This window comes from Allobosea sp. LjRoot90, assembly GCF_964254315.1.
Taxonomy (GTDB): Bacteria; Pseudomonadota; Alphaproteobacteria; order Rhizobiales; family Beijerinckiaceae; genus Allobosea.
The window spans coordinates 83,301-103,286 of the sequence record NZ_CAXUTF020000011.1 but is presented as its reverse complement, the minus strand read 5'-3'; the positions used below and the strand labels follow the sequence as shown (position 1 = coordinate 103,286).

The 19,986-nt window shown below is 69.0% G+C and carries 13 protein-coding genes; 4 read left to right on the top strand and 9 right to left on the bottom strand.

Annotated features, from left to right (window positions below; translation table 11 throughout):
* Positions 1–2: 2 nt before the first annotated feature.
* The gene (locus tag ACSQ3M_RS26830) at positions 3–1,136 is read left to right on the top strand and encodes an iron-containing alcohol dehydrogenase (protein ID WP_436153138.1); all 1,134 of its coding nucleotides are present in this window, start codon (positions 3–5) and stop codon (positions 1,134–1,136) included.
* Between the two features lie 28 nt (positions 1,137–1,164).
* On the opposite strand, the gene ACSQ3M_RS26825 is transcribed toward ACSQ3M_RS26830, so the two are convergent.
* The 7 genes from ACSQ3M_RS26825 to ACSQ3M_RS26795 all read right to left on the bottom strand — a co-directional run bounded on the left by ACSQ3M_RS26825 (position 1,165) and on the right by ACSQ3M_RS26795 (position 14,978).
* Complete coding sequence (locus ACSQ3M_RS26825; protein ID WP_436153137.1) at positions 1,165–2,157, bottom strand: hypothetical protein; 993 nt, start codon at positions 2,155–2,157, stop codon at positions 1,165–1,167.
* Positions 2,158–2,166: 9 nt separating this feature from the next.
* Complete coding sequence (locus ACSQ3M_RS26820) at positions 2,167–4,515, bottom strand: OmpA family protein (RefSeq protein ID WP_436153136.1); 2,349 nt, start codon at positions 4,513–4,515, stop codon at positions 2,167–2,169.
* Between the two features lie 201 nt (positions 4,516–4,716).
* On the bottom strand, positions 4,717–6,114 hold the full coding sequence (locus tag ACSQ3M_RS26815; RefSeq protein WP_436153135.1) for a porin: 1,398 nt from the start codon (positions 6,112–6,114) through the stop codon (positions 4,717–4,719).
* Between the two features lie 378 nt (positions 6,115–6,492).
* The gene (locus ACSQ3M_RS26810; RefSeq protein WP_436153134.1) at positions 6,493–10,689 is read right to left on the bottom strand and encodes a translocation/assembly module TamB domain-containing protein; all 4,197 of its coding nucleotides are present in this window, start codon (positions 10,687–10,689) and stop codon (positions 6,493–6,495) included.
* A gap of 320 nt (positions 10,690–11,009) precedes the next feature.
* Complete coding sequence (locus ACSQ3M_RS26805; protein ID WP_436153133.1) at positions 11,010–12,962, bottom strand: autotransporter assembly complex protein TamA; 1,953 nt, start codon at positions 12,960–12,962, stop codon at positions 11,010–11,012.
* 237 nt (positions 12,963–13,199) lie between these two features.
* Complete coding sequence (locus tag ACSQ3M_RS26800) at positions 13,200–13,967, bottom strand: hypothetical protein (protein WP_436153132.1); 768 nt, start codon at positions 13,965–13,967, stop codon at positions 13,200–13,202.
* A gap of 126 nt (positions 13,968–14,093) precedes the next feature.
* Positions 14,094–14,978 carry a DMT family transporter gene (locus ACSQ3M_RS26795; RefSeq protein WP_436153131.1) on the bottom strand — a complete coding sequence of 295 codons (885 nt, stop codon included), beginning with the start codon at positions 14,976–14,978 and terminating at the stop codon, positions 14,094–14,096.
* 314 nt (positions 14,979–15,292) lie between these two features.
* Between ACSQ3M_RS26795 and ACSQ3M_RS26790 the strand changes: the two genes are divergently transcribed.
* Positions 15,293–16,150 carry a YihY/virulence factor BrkB family protein gene (locus ACSQ3M_RS26790; protein ID WP_436153130.1) on the top strand — a complete coding sequence of 286 codons (858 nt, stop codon included), beginning with the start codon at positions 15,293–15,295 and terminating at the stop codon, positions 16,148–16,150.
* 154 nt (positions 16,151–16,304) lie between these two features.
* A complete protein-coding gene (locus ACSQ3M_RS26785; RefSeq protein ID WP_436153129.1) occupies positions 16,305–16,571 on the top strand; it encodes a hypothetical protein in 267 nt (88 codons plus the stop codon).
* 50 nt (positions 16,572–16,621) lie between these two features.
* Here the strand turns inward: ACSQ3M_RS26785 and ACSQ3M_RS26780 are convergent, their stop codons facing one another.
* Complete coding sequence (locus tag ACSQ3M_RS26780) at positions 16,622–18,070, bottom strand: PLP-dependent aminotransferase family protein (protein WP_436153128.1); 1,449 nt, start codon at positions 18,068–18,070, stop codon at positions 16,622–16,624.
* A 73-nt stretch (positions 18,071–18,143) separates the two neighbouring features.
* On the opposite strand from ACSQ3M_RS26780, the gene ACSQ3M_RS26775 reads away from it, so the two are divergent.
* Positions 18,144–19,091: a DMT family transporter gene (locus tag ACSQ3M_RS26775; RefSeq protein ID WP_436153127.1), complete on the top strand. Its 948-nt coding sequence runs from the start codon at positions 18,144–18,146 to the stop codon at positions 19,089–19,091.
* On the opposite strand, the gene ACSQ3M_RS26770 is transcribed toward ACSQ3M_RS26775, so the two are convergent.
* Positions 19,081–19,980: a LytTR family DNA-binding domain-containing protein gene (locus tag ACSQ3M_RS26770; RefSeq protein WP_436153126.1), complete on the bottom strand. Its 900-nt coding sequence runs from the start codon at positions 19,978–19,980 to the stop codon at positions 19,081–19,083. The two genes, ACSQ3M_RS26775 and ACSQ3M_RS26770, sit on opposite strands and share 11 nt — an antisense overlap.
* Between the last annotated feature and the right edge of the window lie 6 nt (positions 19,981–19,986).

Sequence of the window (19,986 nt, the reverse complement as noted above, 5' to 3'; positions counted from 1 at the left end):
TCATGGCGACGATCACTTATCTGACCACCGTCCAGTTCGGCTTCGGCGAGCTCAAGACCATTGCGCCGGGCCTGACCGACCTGAAGGTCGCGCGCCCGCTGATCGTCGCCGATCGCGGCCTGGCGGCGACCGATCTGATCGACCGGCTGCGTGCCGCCTCGCCTGTACTCGGCAACGCCCCGCTCTTCGTCGACACTCCGACCAATCCGACCGAGGAAGCCGTCGAGGCCGCGGTCGCGCTCTATCACGAGCATGGCTGCGACGGGCTCGTCGCCATCGGCGGCGGCTCGCCGATCGACCTCGCCAAGGGCGTCGCCCTGCTCGCCAGCCATGACGGCCCGCTCGAGACCTATGCCGCGATCCTCGGCGGCATCCCGAAGGTCACGAGCAAGGTCGCGCCGGTGATCGCTGTCCCGACCACCGCCGGCACTGGCAGCGAGGTCGGCCGCGCCGCGCTGATCACGCTGAAGGACGGTCGCAAGCTCGGCTTCATCTCGCCCTACCTGATCCCGAAGCTCGCCATCTGCGACCCGGAGCTGACGCTCGGCCTGCCCGCGGGGCTCACCGCCGCCACTGGCATGGACGCGCTCACCCACTGCATCGAGACCTATCTCAGCCCACGCGAGAACCCGCCGGCCGAAGCGATCGCCCTCGACGGGCTGAAGCGCGCTGCCGGCCATATCGAGCGCGCCACCGCCGACGGCTCCGACCGTGAGGCCCGCAAGGAGATGCTGATGGCGGCGCTGCAAGGCGGCCTGACCTTTCAGAAGGGCCTCGGCGCCGTCCATGCCCTGTCGCACCCGCTCGGCGGCCTGAAGCAGGTCTCGCTGCATCACGGCACGCTCAACGCCGTGCTGCTGCCGGCCGTGCTGCGCTTCAATGAATCGGCCGCCACCGCAAAATACGCCGAGATCCGCCGCGTGCTCGGCCTGCCCGCGGACGCCGATCTCGCAAGCTGGATCGCCGGCCTGACGCAGCGCCTGGGTCTGCCCGGCTCGCTTTCGCAAATGGGCGTGCCGCGCGAGGTCCTGCCCGCGATCGCGGAGGCTGCGACGCAGGACCATTCGAGCGCGACCAATCCGCGGCCGGCGAGCGCAGCTGATTACCTCACGATGCTGGAAGCCTCGTTTGGGTAGCGCCTGGCGATACTGAGCGCGCGGCCGTTCAGCGCTTCCGCTTGCCGCGCTTACCCTTTGCGGCGCGCGAATGCTCTGTCTGGCCGCCGGCGGCGAGGATCTTCGCCTCGGCCTGCCATTGTTCCGCGACATCACGTCCTGGGAAGTCGGTGTGGTGAGCAAGGAAGCGCAATTCCTCTGGCCCGAGCGCAGCGATCTGGTCGAAATGCCAGATGCCGAGGCCGTTCAGCTTCTCGGCGATTGCCGGGCCGACGCCATCGATCAGGCCGAGATCGTCCGGCTTGCCGCCCCGGGCTCCCGGCAGGAGATTGCCCGGGCGCTTGCCTTCGAGCGCCGCGCTGGAGACCGGAACCGTCGTGTCGGTACCCGCAGACTCTTTCCCCGCCAATGCCGCGGCTTGCGCCAGCCACGCCTCACGCTCGATGCGGCCGGGAAAGGCGAGATAGGTCCCGACCCATTCGACATTCTCGGGCGTCCAGGCGGCGATCTGGCTGAAATGCCAGATGCCGAGCGCATGCAGGCGCTCCTCATTCTGCGGCCCGATGCCCTTGATCAGCTTGAGATCGTCGGCCGCGCCGCGGGCCCTGGCGAAGCCGGCCGGGCGCTTGCCGGCGATCGCATCCTCTCCCTCGACCTTGGGCATCGGCTCGGGCTCCTGCGCTCCAGCGGCGAGGGCCTGGACGGGCGGCGGCGGGAGCGCCGGGGTCGGCTGAGGCAAGGCAAGGCGCGGCGCCGGCGCGGCGAGCGCCGGAAGCGCTTCTTCCCCCTCGCCTGCGAAGAACCCGCCAATCAGGCAGCCGGCGGCATAGGCGAGCAGATAGAGCAACGCCGTCTCGATCCAGAACGCCGCCTGGTCGTTCACCAGCCGGAACCAGACCAGCGCTGCGAGCCCGGCCCAGAGAATCGCAAGGCCGGCGACGGGGCCGCGCGGGCCGCCCCTCCTGCTGAGCCAGCCGAAGACGAGGCCTATCGCGAAGGCGGCGAGGAGAAACCAGGCGAACTGGGTCGCGAGATAGAGCATCGCCGCCTCCTACTTCGCCACGGTGAACTGGACGCGGCGGTTCTTCACCCGCGCTTCGGGATCACCATGGGCGACCAGCGGCCGCTCGGTCCCATAGCCCTTGACCACGAGCTGCGCTGCGTCGATGCCGCGACGGACCAACTCCTCGCGGACACGCAACGCCCGCCGGTTCGAGAGGTCGAGATTGTTGAAGCCGCTCCGTTCGCCGTCGAGATTACTGTGGCCCTCAATGGTGACGCGCGAAGCCGAGCATTGCTTCAGGATGCCGGCGGCCTCGGTCATGGCGCGCTCGGTCACCGGATCGAGCGTCACCACCGCGGTTCCCTGGCCGAACATCACATAATAGCGCTGGGTCAGCGCATCGAGCTCGTTCTGGCAATTACTCGGCGGATCGATGACGCAGCCGGTCTGGCGCATGCCGACCTCGGCCTTGCCGGAAAAACCCTGCGGCAGGCCGCTCGCCAGATTGGTCTCGACCTCGTCGCGGATCAGCGCGCGGCAGGTCAGCCCACGCACATTGACGTCGCGATCGACGACGCTGGCCGAGCCGAGATCGAGCCGCAGCAGATCTTGCACCGCACCGCGCGCCGCCACGCCGAAACCGGTCGGCGCAGCCGGCAGGATCTCGGTCTCATCGCTGACGCGCCCGTGCAGCGGCGACGCCTCGATCAGCGCCGCGATCGCCTCCTTGGCCGCAGCATCGGGCAGGTAGCCATTGAGATAGCCGCCTGATTTGTCGATGGAGGCGGTGAAGCCGTAGCTGCGCAAAGTGAGCGACGGCCGGCCCGAAAGCGAGAGCCCTGCCGGCAGGGTCTTAGCCTTCAACGCTTCTTCCAAAGCCTGCCAGCCAGCCCTGTCTGCTGCCGCGCCGGTGAGACTCAATGTGGACCCGGCAAGCGAGACGCTGCCCTGCATCATCCTGCCGAGGAGACCGAGCGCGAAGCGTGTCGCCTCGCCAAAGGCAGCGCCGCCCCGCGGGTTATCCTCAATGACGGTTCGATCGACGACCTCGCCGCCAGACAGTGCTGCGCGCGCCGCCTCGAGCGCAGCCACCTTGGCCGCGGCATCGGGCGCGGCGCCGGAGAGGACGATGCGGTTCTCGGATTTCTCGGCGCGCCATTGCAGCGGTTTCGGCGCAGCGGGCGGCACAGGCTGCGGCAAAGGCGGTGCTTCGATGGTCGCAGCCGGACTCGGAGCGCCCGGGGCAGGATTGACCGACGTCGGCGGCTGGCTACCCGATATAGGCAGATTCGGCAGCGACGGGCCGGGCGAACTAGAACTGGCCGGCGGAACAGGCGTCGGCTCACTCTTCGGCGCCGGCGGTGGAGCCGGCGGGCAGACGACGCTGGCAAGCGCGACCGAATCCGGACCGTCGCCCTGCGCGATGTTCAGCTTCAGCACCTCGCAGGCCTCGTAATTCTCCGGACCCTGCCCCGAGATGCGGTAGGTGCCGCCTTCGATCTCGACCTTGCCGCTGCGCAAGCGGGCGAGATCGGCGATCGCGCGCGTCACCCTGGCGGCGAAAGCCGCCGGCTCACCGGCGGCAGGCAGCATGCGGTCGGTCACCGCGCCGGCAACCGGGAAGGCGCGCGCGAGCAGCGCCGCGATTTCGCGGCGCGCCGCATCGGACGGATAATAGCCCGCGATCGTAACAGCGCCGGACGCGCTTTTCTCAGCGCTCCAGCGATAAGGAGCCATCGTTGGTGGGCTGAGCGCGCAGTCGACGCGCGTGAAACCCTTCGGGGCGGAGGCGGAGGCGCTCTCGCGCAGTGTCAGGAAGTTCTGCAGCGTCGCGGCAGTGCCTTCGACGCAATAGCGCGTATCGTCCAGCGCGACCTTGCCTGCGGAGAGCTGTCCGAGATCGCGCATCAGGCTGCCGGCGAGCTCGGCGAAGCCGGACGGCGCGCCGAAAGCAACCTTCTGCTGGTCGTCGACCCGCAACTCCGTGCCAAGCGCACGGGCCGCAGACACGCTTGCCGTAGCAGTCGCCTCGTCCGGCACGAAGCCTGACAACGTCACGAGGCTGCCTTGCCGCGTCGCCGACCAGCTGTAAGGCTTCTGCGCGATGACCTGCGTCAATCCGCCGAGCACACGGCGGACACCGAATTCCGATTGCAGCTGTGCCAGCGCCTTGCTGGCGCCATCGGCCGTTACGGCTTCACCATCGAGGTAGACATCCCGGCCGCTGACCCGGACAGACACGCCGCGCGCGCCAGCGGCCGCCCCCGCCACAGCATTTGCCGCAAGCGCCCTGGCTTCGATGTCCCGCCGCACGGATTCGGTGTTCAGGACGTTGGCTGACGCCCAGAGCAGGGCCAGCGGAACAAGCCCCCAGAGCCAACCGGCGTTTCGCGCCATGCCGAAATCCCCGCCTCGTCCCAAGGGTCGCTCGCGCCGAATCCGGACATCCGCGGCCCCCTGCAATCACGCCCCATCGCGGCCTCAAGTCAAGCAAGCGACCGCCTGGCTCTTGTGAGGGGCAGGCAGGGTTTCCGCGCTGCGCAAACGAAAAAAGCCCCGGGTTTCCCCGGGGCTTTCCTTGAACGATCGGAAGATCGATCAGAAGTCGCGCTGGATGCGGAGGCGACCAGCCCAAGCATCGTCGGACTTGATCAGGCGACCACCAGCGGCGAGCGCCGTACGGCCACCAGCGTCGTTGCCGGCCAGGACGCCCTGCTTCAGCTCGGTGCGGGTGTAGAGCACCTCAACACCGATATCGAGACCCGAAACCGGCGACCAGATCAGGTTACCAGCAACGATGAGCTCCTTCGGATCAAGCGAACGCGGGACGAGGCCCGTGCCGGCCTGGGTGGCCAGGACGTAGCCGAGCTTCAGCTCGGAATACGACGCAGCCAGCTCCGAACGGATGGTGGGGGTCCAGAAGTGACGCAGAGCAGCGACAACCGACCAGCCAGTGGCGGTCTTGGTGTTGCCGAACACGTCGACGCTGACGTCGGCGATGCCGAGCTGGGCACCCTGCGCCAGGATACGACCCGAACCGAAGGCGCCGCCCCAGCCGAGATAGCCAAGAGCGCCGTCGGCATAGGCGGCCTGCAGGAACAGGTGATCGCCAGCCGCAAGCATCGGCAGGTTGATCTTCACGCCGCCCTGGACAGCAAAGCCCCACTCGTCCTCGTTCCGGAAGCCGGCAGCAAGGTTGTTGACGCTACGCTGGGTGAGCGCACCCGACAGCTGAGCCGAACCCCAACCCTGATCAACGCGCAGCGAGGCGACGAGATCGGGGAAGTTGGTGCCGCCGAGGGTCGAGAGAGCAAGCGGGCTAACAACGCCGTTCTCGCGGCCGCCGGTGCCGGTGACGCGGTCTTCGAGCGAGATCGTCGCCGAGAAGCCCGAGCCGAAGGTGGCGGTGTAAGCCAACAGGTTCAGACGCGAGTCAGCCGTGCGGACCGTCGTGTAGGTCAGATCGTTCGCGTAGAAGTCGAAGAACGACTGAGCGCGACCGGCGGTGATCGGGCCGAACTGGATGAAGGCCAGGTCGAGGTTCGACGCCGTCGCGTTCGCGAACAGGCTGCCAGCACCCGGGGTAGCGGTCGGACGCGGGTTGCCCGGGGAGACGATGCCCTGGTTACCGCCGGCGGCCGTGCTGTTGTAGAAGCCAGAGCTGACGGTCAGCTCGTAGCGGAAGAAGGTGCGCAGCGTGCCGTAGGCAGTCGCGGTGCGGGCGTCGACGTTCAGACGACCGCGCGAGCGGGAGCCGTAACCGTCGCCGGTGTCGCCATAGCGCGAACCGATCGTGTACTCAGCGCGAACACGGCCACCAACGCGAAGGCAGGTGTCGGTGCCCGGGATGTAGAAGAAGCCCGCGCCATAAGCGGAGCAAACGCGAACGTATTCGACCGGTGCGGCCTTCCGCGAAGGAAGGTCGGCGGCCTGAGCCCCGGCAACCGCGGCGATGCCGGCGGCGGAACCGAGGAGGAGGCTCTTTACGAGCTTCATTTGATAACCTCCAAAAGAGTTTCGAGACCCTCGGGCTTCGGCGCATTCCTTGCCGGCGGCCCCAGGAGACCAAACCGGCGAACCCGCCTATCCCGGTCTTTCGCCCGCGTCCCCGAACCGTTCGGAGGCGAAGACGAAAAACAGCGACCGGGAACGTCCCGCCGCACAGTCACCATTACGAATGCCCGGCCGCCGATCAACCACGATCACGCCACAGTCCCCGCCGTGGACCCGCTTTGCCCCCCGGTGTTGCACCTCGGCCACGCTTTGAGGGCCCAACTTAAGAGCGCGTTAACCGCATAGGGGCCGGCGAAGGGCTGAAAAGCCCTGATCTCCTCGCCGTCGGAAGCGAATCTAGGGCCGTGCTGAGTCGTGGGCTCAGTATTCCCACTCGGCCCCGACACCGACCGCGGCGCTGCCGTCGGCATTGGTCTCGGCCTGGAGCTTCAGGCGGCGGGTCACGTCGATGCCGACGGAGACGCCGCTGTCCTCCGGCTTGGCACCGGCCTTCACACCCAGGGTGATATTGTCGGTGAGCGCGCGCGAGACGCCGACAGTCGGCCCACCCGGCCCCATCTGGACATCGAGATTGTCGACGCCGAGCGAGCGGCGGATGCGCTCGAAGACATCGTCGCCGCCCGCGCCGGAGAACTGCGCCGCGGTCTGGGCGAGCTGCAGCGCCTGGAACGGCGAGAGCGAGCCGGAGGCACGGGCGAAGAGCAGCCGCGAGAGCACCTCGTCCGGGGGCAGCTCGGGCGAGGAGGAGAAGGTGAATTCCGGCGCCGACGCCTCGCCGGAGATGATGATCCGCGCGGTGACGTCGGCGGCGCGGGTCTCGGCGACAAAGTCGAGCGTCGGCATGACGTCGCCGGAGAAGGTCAGGCGCCCGCGGCTGAAGTCGAGGCGCTGGCTGGCAAGGCTGAGCCGACCGCGTCGCAACTCGAAACCACCGGTCAGCGCCGGCGCACCGGACGTACCGCCGACACGGAGGTCGCCGCCGAGCTCGGCATCAATGCCGCGGCCGCGGATGAAGACGCGTCCCGGGGCCGAGACGGCAATGTCGAGGACAGCGTCGAAGGCCGGCGCGCGAGCGCCCTTGCGCGCCGCCGCGGTGCGAGCTTTCCGTTCGGCCGCGAGGCGGGCCGCCGCCTGGCCCTTGGCATTGACGTGACGGATGCCGTCGACCGGCCGCGAACTCGACGGCAGACGGTCGGGCACCGCGACCTCGATGGTGGCCACGTCGACGCGCCCGGCGATGCGCGGCCGCTGCGCCAGCGGGCCGGTAAGATCGAGGCCGAGATCGGCAACTGCCCTGACCAGCCCGCTGTCGATGAGCTGGGCGCGCTTGCCCTCGATGCGAATCGTGCCGGGGAAACCCGCTTCGGGATCGAGTTTGACATTGCCGCGGGCCGAGAGCGTGCCGCCACCGGGCGTCTGTGCGGCGAAGCGCTCGATCACGAGCTCGGGTCCATTGGCAGCGACACGCGCTTCGAGCCCGGTCAGCTTCACGCCCTGCAGCGCATCGCTGAAGCTGCCGCCGGAGAGGGTCGCGCCGCCGGAGAGGCGCGGTGCAGCGAGCGTGCCGCCGGCCCGCAGGTCGAGCGCGAGCTGGCCGGTTAAGCGCCGTCCATCGGCGGCGAGCTGGGTGTTGGCGAGCGCCGCATCGGCGCGGCCCTGAATGGAGAGGTCGAGCGCGCCGTCGCCGCCGAGCGGCGCCGTCCCCTTAGCGGTCAGGCTGACGAAGCGGCCAGCGTTCAGGCTGGCGTCGAGGCTGGTCTGGCGGCCATTGAGCGCGCCTTGTCCGGCGATCTCGATCGGCGGCAGGCCGGCGGAGCGTGTCTGGGGCGCGACGAGGCGGGCGATACGGACGCGCCACGGGCCGGTCGGCGACTCAGGCGTGCCCTTGATCGTCGCCTCGGCATCGAGCGTACCGGAGAGATCGAGCGTGGGCGAAGCCAGCCGTGCGGCCGAGAGCGGCACGTTCTGCGCGGCGAAGCGCAGATCGAGCGCCTTGCCGGCCTCGCCGTCGAGCGTGATCCGGCCGCCATCGAGCGCGATGGCGAGGTCGCGAATTGTGACGCCGCCATCGGTCGCGATGAAGCTCGCCGGCTTCGCCAGCGCGATGCGGCGGCCGTCACGCGTCGCGGTGAAGCTGGCGAGATCGAAGCGCAGCGGCTCGGCGACTGAGAGCCGGCCCTTGGAGGCGAGCGAGAAGCCGCGCGCGGTGGCGTCGAGGCTGATGTCGCTGGCGTCGGCGCCGCCCTTCGAGACGAGGCGGATCGCGCTCACCGGCTCGCCCGCGATCACGGCGCGGTCGACCTGGATGGTGCCGTCGATCAGTGGCTTGCGCAGGGCATCGGCGATGGTGACATTCGCGTCGAGCCGGTCGAGCGAAAGGCCAGGTGCAACAAGCTTTTGGGCGCTGGCCTTCAGATCGAGATTCTGGCCGCCATTGGGGCGCGTGAGCTTGAGATCGGCCTCGATGCGGCCACCCAGCTTTGTCAGCGCCAACGCTGAGAGATCGTCGAGATTGCGAGCGGCGAGCTTGAGAGTGCCGTCGGCGAGATTGGCGCCGTCGAGATCGAGCGTGCCGTTGAGGGCGGCCGACCCGATCGCGATGTCGAGCTGCGGCAGGCTCCAGCCGCCGCTGTCTCCCTTCGCGAATCGCAGGGTTCCCGTCGCCGGCTTGCCCTCGATCTCGCCGGACAGGCGCGCATCGCCGGACAGCATCCCTTGCAGATCGCGGAGATTGGCATCGAGCGCCAGGCGCGGCACCGGCCGGCCGAGCGCAGTCGCATTGCTGATCCCAGCTTTGAGCGTCGCGTCGAGCCTGTCGAGCGGCCCGGTCAGCGTCGCGTCGAACGCCCCCTGCCCCGACAGTTTCGGGTCAGCGCGGCGCAGGTCGGGAATCGCGATGTTGGCGCGCAGGCTCGAGCCCTGCGCGCCGAGCGCGCCGTCGGCCGTCGCCGCGACATGGGTTCCGGCGATGCGCAGGCCGTTGACGACGAGGCCGCCGCTGCCGGGCACCCTGATCTCGCCGCCGAGCGTGAGCTTGCCGGCGAGCAGGCGGTCGAGCGCCTCCTGGCCGAGGCTGAGCGCCTCGGCGCCGCCATCGAGCTTGACGGCGTAGAGTCGCTTCTTCGGCTCGGCGTCGACAGCGGCGTTGACGGCGGCGGCGCCCTTGAGCGAGCGGCCGGCGAGCGTGCTGAGCCGGGAAAGATCGGGCAGTCGCGCCTGCACCTTGCCGAGGATGCGGGCCGGATCGAGGCGGCCGGCAAAGCCGAGCTCGGCTCCGCCGAAGGCGAGCTTCAGTGTCTCGAACTCTCCGCCACCGCCTTCGGAAGCGGTGCCGCGCAAGGTGAAGCGCAGCCGATCACCGATGAAACGCGCCAAACCGGGATCGGCCAGCGCGACCCCGGAGGCCTCGCCATCGGAAACCAACACGGTGCGCGTCGCCGGATCATTGAGCGCACCGGTCGGCGTCGCGGTGAAGGTGAAGTCGAGCTTGCCGAGCTTACCGGCCGGGACATTGGCGCCCTCCGCCTGCAGGCTGGCGTTGACGCGCGGGCCGGCTGCCGGCCCACGGATCGTCGCATCGAAGGCGAGCTTGGCGATCTCGGCGCCGGAGGCGACGGTGCGGCCGTCGGCATTGGGACGCGCGGCAGCAGTGACCTTGAAGTCGAGATTCTTGTCGGCCCCGTAGAGCCCGTTGACGTCGAGCCGCGCCAGCGCCGAGACAAGCGCCATCTGGTCCACCGAGACAGCGCCGCTATCGGCCAGCCCGACAGTGCCGTCGAGCCGGGTCGAGCCCTCGAACACCGGTGCGACCGGCGGCGGCATCAAGCCGGCAATGCGCGAATCGAGCGCGAGCAGGAGCCGCCTGCCCGCGCCCTGGCGAGTGAGATCGGCGGTGCCGTTGGCGCCGATGGTCGGGCCGGCGGCAAAGGCGAGCGTCGCGCGGAAGCGGTCGAGCGGGCCGTCGCCGGTGAGGTCGAGCTTGACCGGCGGCCGGTCCGGCAGGTCAGCAATGGTCGAGATCAGACCGCCCGCCGGCTCGTCGAGCTTGACCGCGAGCTGCAGCTGCGTCGATTGCGGCACAAAGCGCAGATTGACGTCGAGCGTGCCACCCATGTCGAGCCGGCGCCCGGCGAGCCGGAAATCCAGACCCTCATTCGGCGGGCCGAGGCGGGCCGCGCCGGTCGCCGAAAGCCTCGCGGGTGCGCCGATCACGGTCGGGCCCAGCGCCAGCTCGCCGAGCTGGAAGGCCTCGATGATCACCTTGAGCGGCAATTCGGGCAGGATCGGCCCGGCATTGGCCTGCGCCGCCGCGGCTGCGGGATCCGGCAGCGGCTTGCGCAGGATCTCGAGCTTGCCGATCTCGAGCCGATTGACCTCGAGCCGGCGCAGCAGCAGGGCCGAACGAGTCCAGACCAGCCGGGCCCGGTCGAGCCGGAGCCAGGGCCCGTCGCGATCGGAGATGACGATGTCGCGGATGGTCGCGTCGGAGGAGAGCGCGCCATCGACCGCGCCGATCGAGACCTGGCTGCCATCGGTCGTGAGCGCCTTCGAGATCAAATCGGCGATGACGCCGCGATCGCCAGCATTCTGGGCGAAGCCGCCGAGGCCGGTGACTAGAACCAGCGCGGCGGCAATAACCAGTGCCGCGAGACCGGCGAGCAGGCGTGGAAGACGACGGAGAGGCGCAAGCCCTCCCCCCTTGTGGGGGAGGGTTGGGAGGGGGGTGACTGGGTGAGCGCTGAATCGCCTGCGATCAGCCGCACGGCTGACTACCCCCCTCTCTATCTCTCCCCCACAAGGGGGGAGAGGACGAGCCACGGATCCGCGTGCCGATTTCCAGCTTGCCAGCGCTCGGACAAAGAAACGGAACGCGCCCATCAGAAGGCCTGCCCGATGCTGATATAGAGCGCGACTGGCTTGTCGCCCTTGCGCGGGTTCAGCGGCGCGGCGACGTCGACCCGGATCGGCCCGATCGGCGTATAGTAACGCAGACCGAGGCCGGCGGCGTACTGCATCTTCTCCTTGAAGTTCGGGATCTGCGACTCGAAGGCCATGCCGGCGTCGAAGAACGGCACGATGCCGATCGTGTTGGTGATCTTGATCCGCGCCTCGACCGAGGCCTCGAACAGGCTGCGCCCGCCGGTCAGGTGATTGAGCGGGCCGAGCGGCGAGAGCGTGCGATACGCGTAGCCGCGCACCGAACCGCCGCCGCCGGCATAGAAGCGCCGCGTCGCCGGCACCTCGTCGAGCGGCGCTCCGGCTATCGAGCCCAGCCCGATCCGGCCGGCGAGCACATAGCGGGCATCCTCGTCGAGCGCATAATAGCCGGAGACCGAGAGCTTGCTCTGGACGAAGGGCGCGTCGCTGTCGCCGAAGGCAGCATAGGGCGTGACCGAGGCGGCAACCCTGATGCCGCGGGTCGGGTCGAGCTGGCTGTCGGTCGAATCGTAGCGCAGCGACAGCGGCACGCCGAGCAGCATGTAGTCGACCTGGCCGAGCACGTCGCTGGTCTGGCCGCGCTCGGCCTCGATGCCGGCCTGGATCGAGAAGACGTCGCTAAAGCGGTGGCGGATCGCGGTGGTGATGTTGACGTAGCGCGCCGTGTAGCCGCCATAGCGATTGGTGCCGACACGCTCGCGCACGCCGCTCGCATCGATCAGCAGGTCGTTGCGGCTGCCGCCGAGCGCCGGCTTCAGGAAGCTCGCCGAGAAGCGCCCGCCGAGATCGGTCGGCTCGAAATCGCCGAAGCGCTGGACCTTGGTGCCGTCGATGCGGGGCGCGAAGAAGACAGAGGCCTCGAGCCGCAGGCGCTCGGCGCCGCCGAACAGGTTGCGGTGCTCCCAATAGGTCTTCACTGCCGGGCCATCGATGGTCGAATAGCGGGCCGAGAAGCCGAGCAGGCGCTTGGGCCGCTCATTGACCTCGACGAAGATCGGCAGGTTGCCGGCCTGGTCGAGCGTGGTGCCTTCGCGGATGCGCACCGAGCCGACGGCGGGAATCGTCGCGATCGACTTGCGCGTATCCGTCAGCGCCTTCGGCGAATAAGGCTCGCCCGGCTCGAGATAGATGAAGGAGCGGATCACCTCGGCCGGGATGTCACCGGTCTCGGTGACCGAGACATCGCCGAAGCCGGCGACGGGACCGGGATCGACGACGAGTGCGACGTCCATCGTCTTCGCGGCATGGTCGACGACGGGGCGGACTTCGACGACGCGGGCGAGCGGGCGGGACTTGCTGCGCCAATAATCGACCAGCGCGGCCTGCGCGGCGCGGATCGAGGAGGAAGTGGCGGGCGCGCCGGGCACGAGGCCCGAGACCTTGCCGGGATCGGGAATCACCGCCGCCGGATCGCGGCGCGCGCCCGGCACGATGTCGATAGTGCGCAGCGCAAATTGCGGCCCGGGATCGACCGTGACCACGATGGGCGCCGGGGCGCGGTTGCGGTAGCGCTCGGCGGCGGGGGCGAGGCCAGGCGGCGGCTCGCCGGCCTGCGTCACCGCGACGCCGTCGACCGCAATCGCGACCTGCGCGTTGAAATAACCCTGGGCCCAGAGCGCATCGATCAGCGGGTTGATGTCAGCGGCCGCACGGCGCGCCAGGGTCTCGCCATCCGGCGGCGCATCCTCGCGCAGGCGATAGAGCAGGGAGGCGTCCTGCAGGCTGCGCTTCAGCGCGCTGGCATCGGGCACATCGCCGAGCTCGAAGCGCAGTTCGTAAGGGACCGTCGACTCGCTGACCGGGGGCGGCTTGTCCTTGCTGCCGAAGAGATTGAAGACGTCGAGCGATGACAGGTCGAACGCGCGCGCCGGCGAGGCATCACCGGCAAGCATCGCCGCGAAAGCGCAGATGCCCCCGCCAGCTAGTCCGATCCCCCGCCTCCGCCATGACCGCATCAAACCTCCAACGCAACCGAACTAGAACGCAGCGAATGCGTTGATTTTGTGATCGTGCCTCCAGTTGATCACAATTCGACGATCGGGATTAGCGCACGTTCAACCGAAAACCTGAATGAATCGTTGGCCATCCGGACTTTACCGAACGACCAACGATCCGACGGCGCTCGGATCTCAGTCGCCCTGCTCCGCCAGCGCGAAGGAGATCGCCGTGACCGGGTCGAGACGGGCGATCACCGGCCCGACCGTCGGCGCGAGCACGCCGCCGCAGAGGCTGCCGGTGGTGATGATCTGGCCGGCCTTGAGCGGGCCGAGCGGCCCTTCGACCGGGCGGTTCGCCCAGGCGAGCGCGGTGACGAGCGGATCGCCATTGGCATGCAGTGCCTGGCGCTCATAGAGCACGTCGCCATCGAGCTCGACCGTGCAGGTCAGGGCCGGAACGTCGTCGAAGATGCTGAAGGGAACGTCGGGACCGATGAGGTAGCCGCCATGGCCCATCGCGTCGGCGAGCCAGAGCGGGAACGGCACATTGGTCCAGTCGGCGATACGGCTCTCGACGATCTCGATGCCGACGAGGGCGGCGTCGCAATGCTCGATCAATTCGGCGCGGGTATAGGGTTGGCCGGGCCGCAGCGGCATGTCGCGCCCGAGCCGGATGGCGAGCTCGATCTCAACGCGCAGCTCGGCGCCGTGCACGCCGCGATAAGTGTCGCCGGATTTGAGATAGGGTCCAGGCATCAGCCCGGCCATCGGCCGGCCGCCCTCGCCGAGCGAGACCTTCCAGCCGGCGAGCGGATAGCCCATGCCCTGGTTGACCTCGGCCTGCGCGGCGAAGCCGGCATCGACATCGGCAGGGACCGGCAAGGTCGCGATATCGACCAGCTTGTGGCCACGGCGAGCGCCGATGAAGGCGCCAGCAAGAGTCTCGGTCGTCACAGCCATGGTCGTCTCGTCCCTGTCGCCGTCGTGGCGGAGCCTCGCCGCCTCATGCTCTCTGGCTACAGCATCGACCGGCTTCCGGGAACCCGGAGATCGCACCGGCGATCAGCGCAGCTGCGCATATGCGCGCTATTTGCGGCTGGCGAGCACGACGCCGAACACGGCGACCGCCATGCCGACGAGCTGGATCGGCGTCAGCGTCTCGCCGAAGAGCAGCCAGGCTTCGACCGCAACGGCCGGCGGCACGAGATAGAGGAAAGTCGCGATGCGCGAGACCTGACCCCGGCGGATCAGCACGAGATAGAGCCCGATGCCGCCGAGCGAGAGCGCCAGCACCGACCAGGCCAGCACCAGCCCCATGGTCAGGTTCCACTCGATCCGCATCGGCTCGAGCAGGTAGGCGAAAGGGATCGTGAACAGGAAGGCGGCGATATACTGCACCGCCGTCACCGTGCGCAGATCGCCCTGGACGATGCGCGCCTTCTGCCAGAACGAGCCGAAGGTAACGGCGAACATGCCGACGACGTTGACGATGATCGGCAACGCCACGGCCTGCAGCGCCTCGGGCGCGACGCCGACCAGCTTCGGCTCCAGCACCAGCGCGATTCCGACGAAGCCGAAGACGATGCCGAGCCAGCGGATCGGCGAGATGCGCTCGCGCATGATCATTGGTGCGAACAGCGCGGTGAGCACCGGCTGCAAACCGGCGATCAGGCCGGAGACGCCGGCCGGCAGCCCGTGGCGCACCGCCCACCAGACGCCGCCGAGATAGATCGCGTGCAGCAGGATGCCGGCAATGGCGCAATCGATGATGGCGCGCCTCGTCTTCGGCCACTGCGCGCCAACGGCGACGGCGAGCACGGAAAGCGCGAGGCCGGCACAGGCGAAACGCACCGAGAGGAAGGTCAGCGCATCGGAGTAGCGCGCCGAATAGCCGGCGACGATCCAGCCGCTCGACCAGAGGAAGACGAAGAGCACCGGCGACAGGCGCAGGAAGAGCGGGGAATCGAACATTGCGGCGACCTTCTAGGCGCCTGATAGGCCGGAAACCGGCAGTTGTCGCCGCGTGTGGACGCCGTGAGGCTATGTTGGGGATGCGCGTGCCTCTCCCTTCTCCCCTTGCGGGAGAAGGGAGAGGCACGGCGAAGCCGAGACGGATGAGGGGTCGTGCCGAGCTGAATCAATTTCCGCTAACACAAGGCCTGCCGGGGCACGCAGCGCGACCCCTCATCCGCCTGCCGGCACCTTCTCCCGCAAGGGGAGAAGGGCGCAACTTGCCAGCCGCACCGAAGCAGCGACAATCACCGCCCTGCCCGCCCGAGACCCGCATGTCGCTACGTTCCGTCCCTGCCCTCGCCTTCGAGCGCTTCATCGCCCATGACGGCTGGGCGATCGCCAGCCACATCGCGCTCTCGGTGCTGATGTCGCTGTTCCCGTTCCTGATCCTGGTCACCGCGCTCGGTGGTTTCTTCGGCTCGCAGGCCGCGGCCGACGAGGCCGCGCAATTGCTGCTCGAGGCCTGGCCGCGCGAAGTCGCCGAGCCGATCGCCCGCGAGGTCCGCTCGGTGCTGACCGCGGTGCGGAAGGACGCGCTGACGCTCGGTGCGATCCTCGCCCTTTACTTCTCCTCCTCCGGAGTTGAGGCGGTGCGGGTCGGGCTCAACCGCGCCTACGAAGCCTATGAATGGCGCAGCTGGTGGCGCACGCGGCTGGAATCGATCGCCTATGTGATCGGCGGCGCGGTCTTCATGCTCGCCTTCTCGCTGCTGGTCGTGCTCGGCCCGCTGCTCTGGCGCGGCATCGTCGGCTTCGCGCCGGCGCTCGCCCCGCTCGGCTTCCTGCTCGCCTTCCTGCGGATCGCGGGCGCGACCGTGCTGGTGGTGCTGGCGCTCAGCGTTGCGCACAAGCTGCTGCCGGCCCGCGCGCCGCATATCGGCGCGATGTGGCCGGGCATCCTGATGACGCTGGTGGTCTGGCTGATCGGCGGCATCGTCTTCGGCTGGTATCTCGATTCCTTCGCCGGCGCTTACATCACCACCTATGCCGGCCTCGCCACCGCGATGATCGCGCTCGTCTTCCTGTATTGGCTGGCGGCGATCTTCCTCTACGGCGCCGAGCTCAACGCGGCGATCGCGCTGAGCCGGGCGCCGGAGAAATCGCCGGGGGATGTGCTGGCCAAGTTGTGAACCATCGTCCACCGCAAGGGGTGCCGAGCCGCCGGAAGCGGCGCGAGACGCCTTGTTGTGAACTGCCGTTCAAACCGGTCGGTTGACTGCTCCAGCCCGCGCGCAACCTATCGCGGCGCCGCCGGACGAGGCGGTCACCGATGGGGTTCCAACCATGACATTCAAGCTTTCAGCGCTGCTCCTGGCGGGCAGCGTGCTGGCCAGCGCGGCCGCCTTCGCGCAGAGCGCCGACGACAAGAAATGGGTCAACCAGTGCCTGAGCGACAACAAGGAGGCGAAGGTCGCGGCCAGCGTCGTCAACACCTACTGCACCTGCATGAACGGCAAGATGAGCGATAACGAGACCCGCTCGATCACGCAGTGGGAGAAGGCCAATCCGAACGCCCGCAAGGCCTGCGAGCAGGAAGCCGGCTGGAGCTGAGCAGGTTTGGAATTTGCAGCGGTCGGCCTACGGGCCGGCCGCGCCGGACCTCAGCCGGCGGCGCGGCGCAGGACTGGTTCGAGCCTCGCCAATGCTCCGGGTATCTCGTCGGCTGCTATCGTCCCGAAGCCGAAAGCGAGCCCGGCCGGCGCGGGCGTTCCAACGGCGTAGCGCTCGAGCCATTCGACGGCGACACCCGCCTCCGCCGCCGCAGCCGCGATCGAAGCTCCGGACAGACCGGATTTCAGCCGGGCCGAGAGATGCAGCCCCGCCTCGGACGCGATCGGGGTCAGCCAGGCGGCGAGATCGCCATTCAACGCAGTCAGAAGCGCGGCGCGGCGTTCGCCGTAGAGCCGGCGCACCCGGCGGACATGACGGGCGAGATGGCCCTCGGCGATGAAGGCTGCGAGCGCGCCCTGGTCGGCGAGGGGAACATGCCAATCGGCCGCCTGCCTGGCGGCGAGCATCGCGTCCCTCGCCCAGTCCGGAACGACGGCGAAGCCGAGGCGCAGGCCGGGAAACAGCGTCTTCGAGAAGGTGCCGACATAGAAGACGAGACCGTCGCGATCGAGCGTCTGAAGCGCGTCGAGCGGGCGGCCGCCATAGCGGAACTCGCTGTCGTAGTCGTCCTCGACGATGACCGCGCCGCTCGCCTTGGCGAAACCGAGCAGCGCCAGACGCCTCGGCAGCGACATCGCCACGCCGAGCGGGAACTGATGCGAGGGCGAGACGCAGACGATGTTCGCCTCGGCGGGCAGCGCCTCGACGACGAGCCCGTCATCGTCGACCGGCACGGACACGATTCGCGCGCCCGCCGCCGCGAAGGCGAGGCGCAGCGGCGGATAGCCGGGGTCCTCGACGGCGACGACCGTCCGGCCGGGCGTCACCAGGATCCGCGCGATCAGGTCGAAAGCCTGCTGGGCGCCGGCAGTCACGACGACGTCCCCGGCCTGCGCCGCCACGGCGCGGGTGAAGGAGACATGGGCGGCGATGGCCGCGCGCAGATCGGGGCGGCCTGCCGGCTCGCCATAGCCGTCGCCGCGGCGGGCGGCGGCACGCAAAGCGCGCGCGTGCAGGCGTTGCCAGATGGCGAGCGGCATCATGCGGATATCGGGCGTGCCGAGGCGAAGGTCGAAACGGACCGGCCGCTCCGGCCCGGCCGCCGGCATGGTGCCGGGCCGGCGCCAGTACGCGGCGATGCGACCATCGACCCTGTCCGCTGCAGCTGGCCGCCGGGGCGCCTGCAACGGGCGCAAGGGCGCGACATAGATGCCGGAACCCGCCCTTGCCTCGACATAGCCCTCGGCCAGCAACAGATCGTAGGCTGCGAGCACGGTATTGCGCGACAGGCCGAGCGCCTGAGCCAGGACGCGCGTCGCCGGCAGGCGCAAGCCGGCTGCAAGGCGGCCGTCGCGAATGGCGGCGGCAAGCTGACGGTGCAGCGCTTCGCGCCGGCCCGTCATGGGGATCGCCAGCGCGATCCCGAGAATTGGTACCATCGATAATCTCAAAACTGGAACTTCAATGGTACCAGAATGAGCTGCATGGTCGAGCCTCGTCACGGAGGCGACGATGAGTGTCCAGATGTCCCAGGTGCTGCCCGGCCAACCCTCTCCTGCCCTGCCCGGCGGCACGACGCTGCTGCTCGGGCAGATGCTGCTCTGCTCCTGCCTATGGGGCTCCTCCTTCCTGCTGATGAAATTGATCGGCGCGGAGATCTCGCCGCTGGCGTTGACCGCGCTGCGCGGCCTGATGGGCGCGGCCCTGCTCGGGCTCTGGCTCGCCTCGCGCGGCGAGACCGTGTTGCCAAAAGGCCGCGAATGGCGCGACTGGGCGGTGCTCGGCCTGCTGCAGGGCGCGATCCCGAACACGCTGACCGCCTATGCCCTGACCCAGATCACGGCATCGCTGACCTCGCTGATCCAGGCCTGCACGCCGCTGATCGTCGCCATGCTGGCGCATCTGCTGTTCGCCGACGAGCGCCTGTCGGCCAAGCGCGCCATCGGCGTGTTGATCGGCTTCTCCGGCATGGCGATCCTGCTCGGTCCCGCCGCCTTCGCCACAGGATCGCCGAGCGCCATGGGCACGCTCGCCATGGCGGCGACGGCGCTGAGCTATGCACTCGGCAATCTCTATGTCCGCGGCATCCCGCAGGTTCAGCCGGCGCGGCTGGCGCTCGGCCAGCAGGCCTTTTCGGGGTTGCCGACATTGGCTTTGGTGCTCGCGATCTCCGGCCCGGCCGCCTTCGCTGCGGCGCCCGGTCTTGCCCTGCCACTGCTGGCACTCGGGATATTCGCCACCGCACTGCCGATCCTGCTCTACATGATGATCCTGCGCAGCGCCGGGCCGGTGCTCGGCTCGATGAACGGCTATCTCGTGCCGTTCTGGACGATCCTGATGGGCGTCACCCTGCTCGGCGAAAGCGTCGGCCTGCGCGAGATCACCGGCGGCCTCGTGGTGCTGACCGGCCTCGTCATCGTCTCGCTGACGCGGCGGCCAGCGCCCGCCGTCAAGGCGTAAGCGCGGCAAGCCCCTCGCGATAGCGGCGGCTGCCAATAAAGCTCTCGCCGGTATCCATCTCGACGTCGAAATCGCCCGAGGGTCGGCCGGCGATGCGCCGGATACGGGCCGCATTGACCAGCCGAGTGCGGTGGATGCGGGCAAAGCCGAGCGGGCGCAAGCGCTCCTCCTCGGCTTGCAGCGTGGCGCGGATCAGGTGGCGCTTGCCGCCGCCCAAGCAGTATTCGACATAGTTTCCGGCCGAGACCACGGCGACGACCTCAGCCGGCTCCAGCCGCAGATTGATCGTGCCGTCGCGCAGCCAGAAGCCTGACGCGACAGGTGTCGTGTCAGGCGCGATCCTGTGCGGCATCGGACGCCGCGCCCACAGCTCGGCGAGCCAGAACAACCCTGCCAGCAGCAGGTAGACGAGAACGTCCTTGCGCAGTTCGTAAAGCAGGTTCCCGGGCGAGAGACCGAAGCTGTAGCCGCCGGCTCCCGCGATCCAGTAGCCGAGCTTGCGCAGCAGGATCATGCCGGCGACGTGCAAGGCCGAAAAAGCCAGCGCGGCGACAGCATGGAGCGCGATCAACGCCGCCGGACCGGGCGGCTTCGCCAATGAGACCAGAACCAGCCGCCGCACCAGCGGCGCGAGCGCGAGGATGACGACGCCGCTCGACGCCTCCCAGAGGAAGGGCTGCCAGAACGGCACGGCGCGGCCATAGCGCGCGAGATCGTGCGAGGTCGAGAAGGCGTTGACGGCGCAGGTCGCAGCCGTGCCGAGCGCGATCGCCAGATAGGGCAGCCAGTCCGGCAAAGAGCCGGCGCCGCAACCGGGCGCGCTTTCGCCACCATTCGTCACGGCAGTGTCGCCGCTCATCCCGGCCCGCTGGCTTTCGTCACGCAGCATCGGCTG

Excerpts from the sequence above, each read along its gene's own strand:
- ACSQ3M_RS26830 (WP_436153138.1), top strand. The coding sequence starts at position 3 with ATGGCGACGATCACTTATCTGACCACCGTCCAGTTCGGCTTCGGCGAG.
- ACSQ3M_RS26825 (WP_436153137.1), bottom strand. The coding sequence starts at position 2,157 with ATGCTCTATCTCGCGACCCAGTTCGCCTGGTTTCTCCTCGCCGCCTTC.
- ACSQ3M_RS26820 (WP_436153136.1), bottom strand. The coding sequence starts at position 4,515 with ATGGCGCGAAACGCCGGTTGGCTCTGGGGGCTTGTTCCGCTGGCCCTG.
- ACSQ3M_RS26815 (WP_436153135.1), bottom strand. The coding sequence starts at position 6,114 with ATGAAGCTCGTAAAGAGCCTCCTCCTCGGTTCCGCCGCCGGCATCGCC.
- ACSQ3M_RS26805 (WP_436153133.1), bottom strand. The coding sequence starts at position 12,962 with ATGCTTGCCGGTGATGCCTCGCCGGCGCGCGCGTTCGACCTGTCATCG.
- ACSQ3M_RS26800 (WP_436153132.1), bottom strand. The coding sequence starts at position 13,967 with ATGGCTGTGACGACCGAGACTCTTGCTGGCGCCTTCATCGGCGCTCGC.
- ACSQ3M_RS26795 (WP_436153131.1), bottom strand. The coding sequence starts at position 14,978 with ATGTTCGATTCCCCGCTCTTCCTGCGCCTGTCGCCGGTGCTCTTCGTC.
- ACSQ3M_RS26790 (WP_436153130.1), top strand. The coding sequence starts at position 15,293 with ATGTCGCTACGTTCCGTCCCTGCCCTCGCCTTCGAGCGCTTCATCGCC.
- ACSQ3M_RS26785 (WP_436153129.1), top strand. The coding sequence starts at position 16,305 with ATGACATTCAAGCTTTCAGCGCTGCTCCTGGCGGGCAGCGTGCTGGCC.
- ACSQ3M_RS26780 (WP_436153128.1), bottom strand. The coding sequence starts at position 18,070 with ATGGTACCAATTCTCGGGATCGCGCTGGCGATCCCCATGACGGGCCGG.
- ACSQ3M_RS26775 (WP_436153127.1), top strand. The coding sequence starts at position 18,144 with ATGAGTGTCCAGATGTCCCAGGTGCTGCCCGGCCAACCCTCTCCTGCC.
- ACSQ3M_RS26770 (WP_436153126.1), bottom strand. The coding sequence starts at position 19,980 with ATGCTGCGTGACGAAAGCCAGCGGGCCGGGATGAGCGGCGACACTGCC.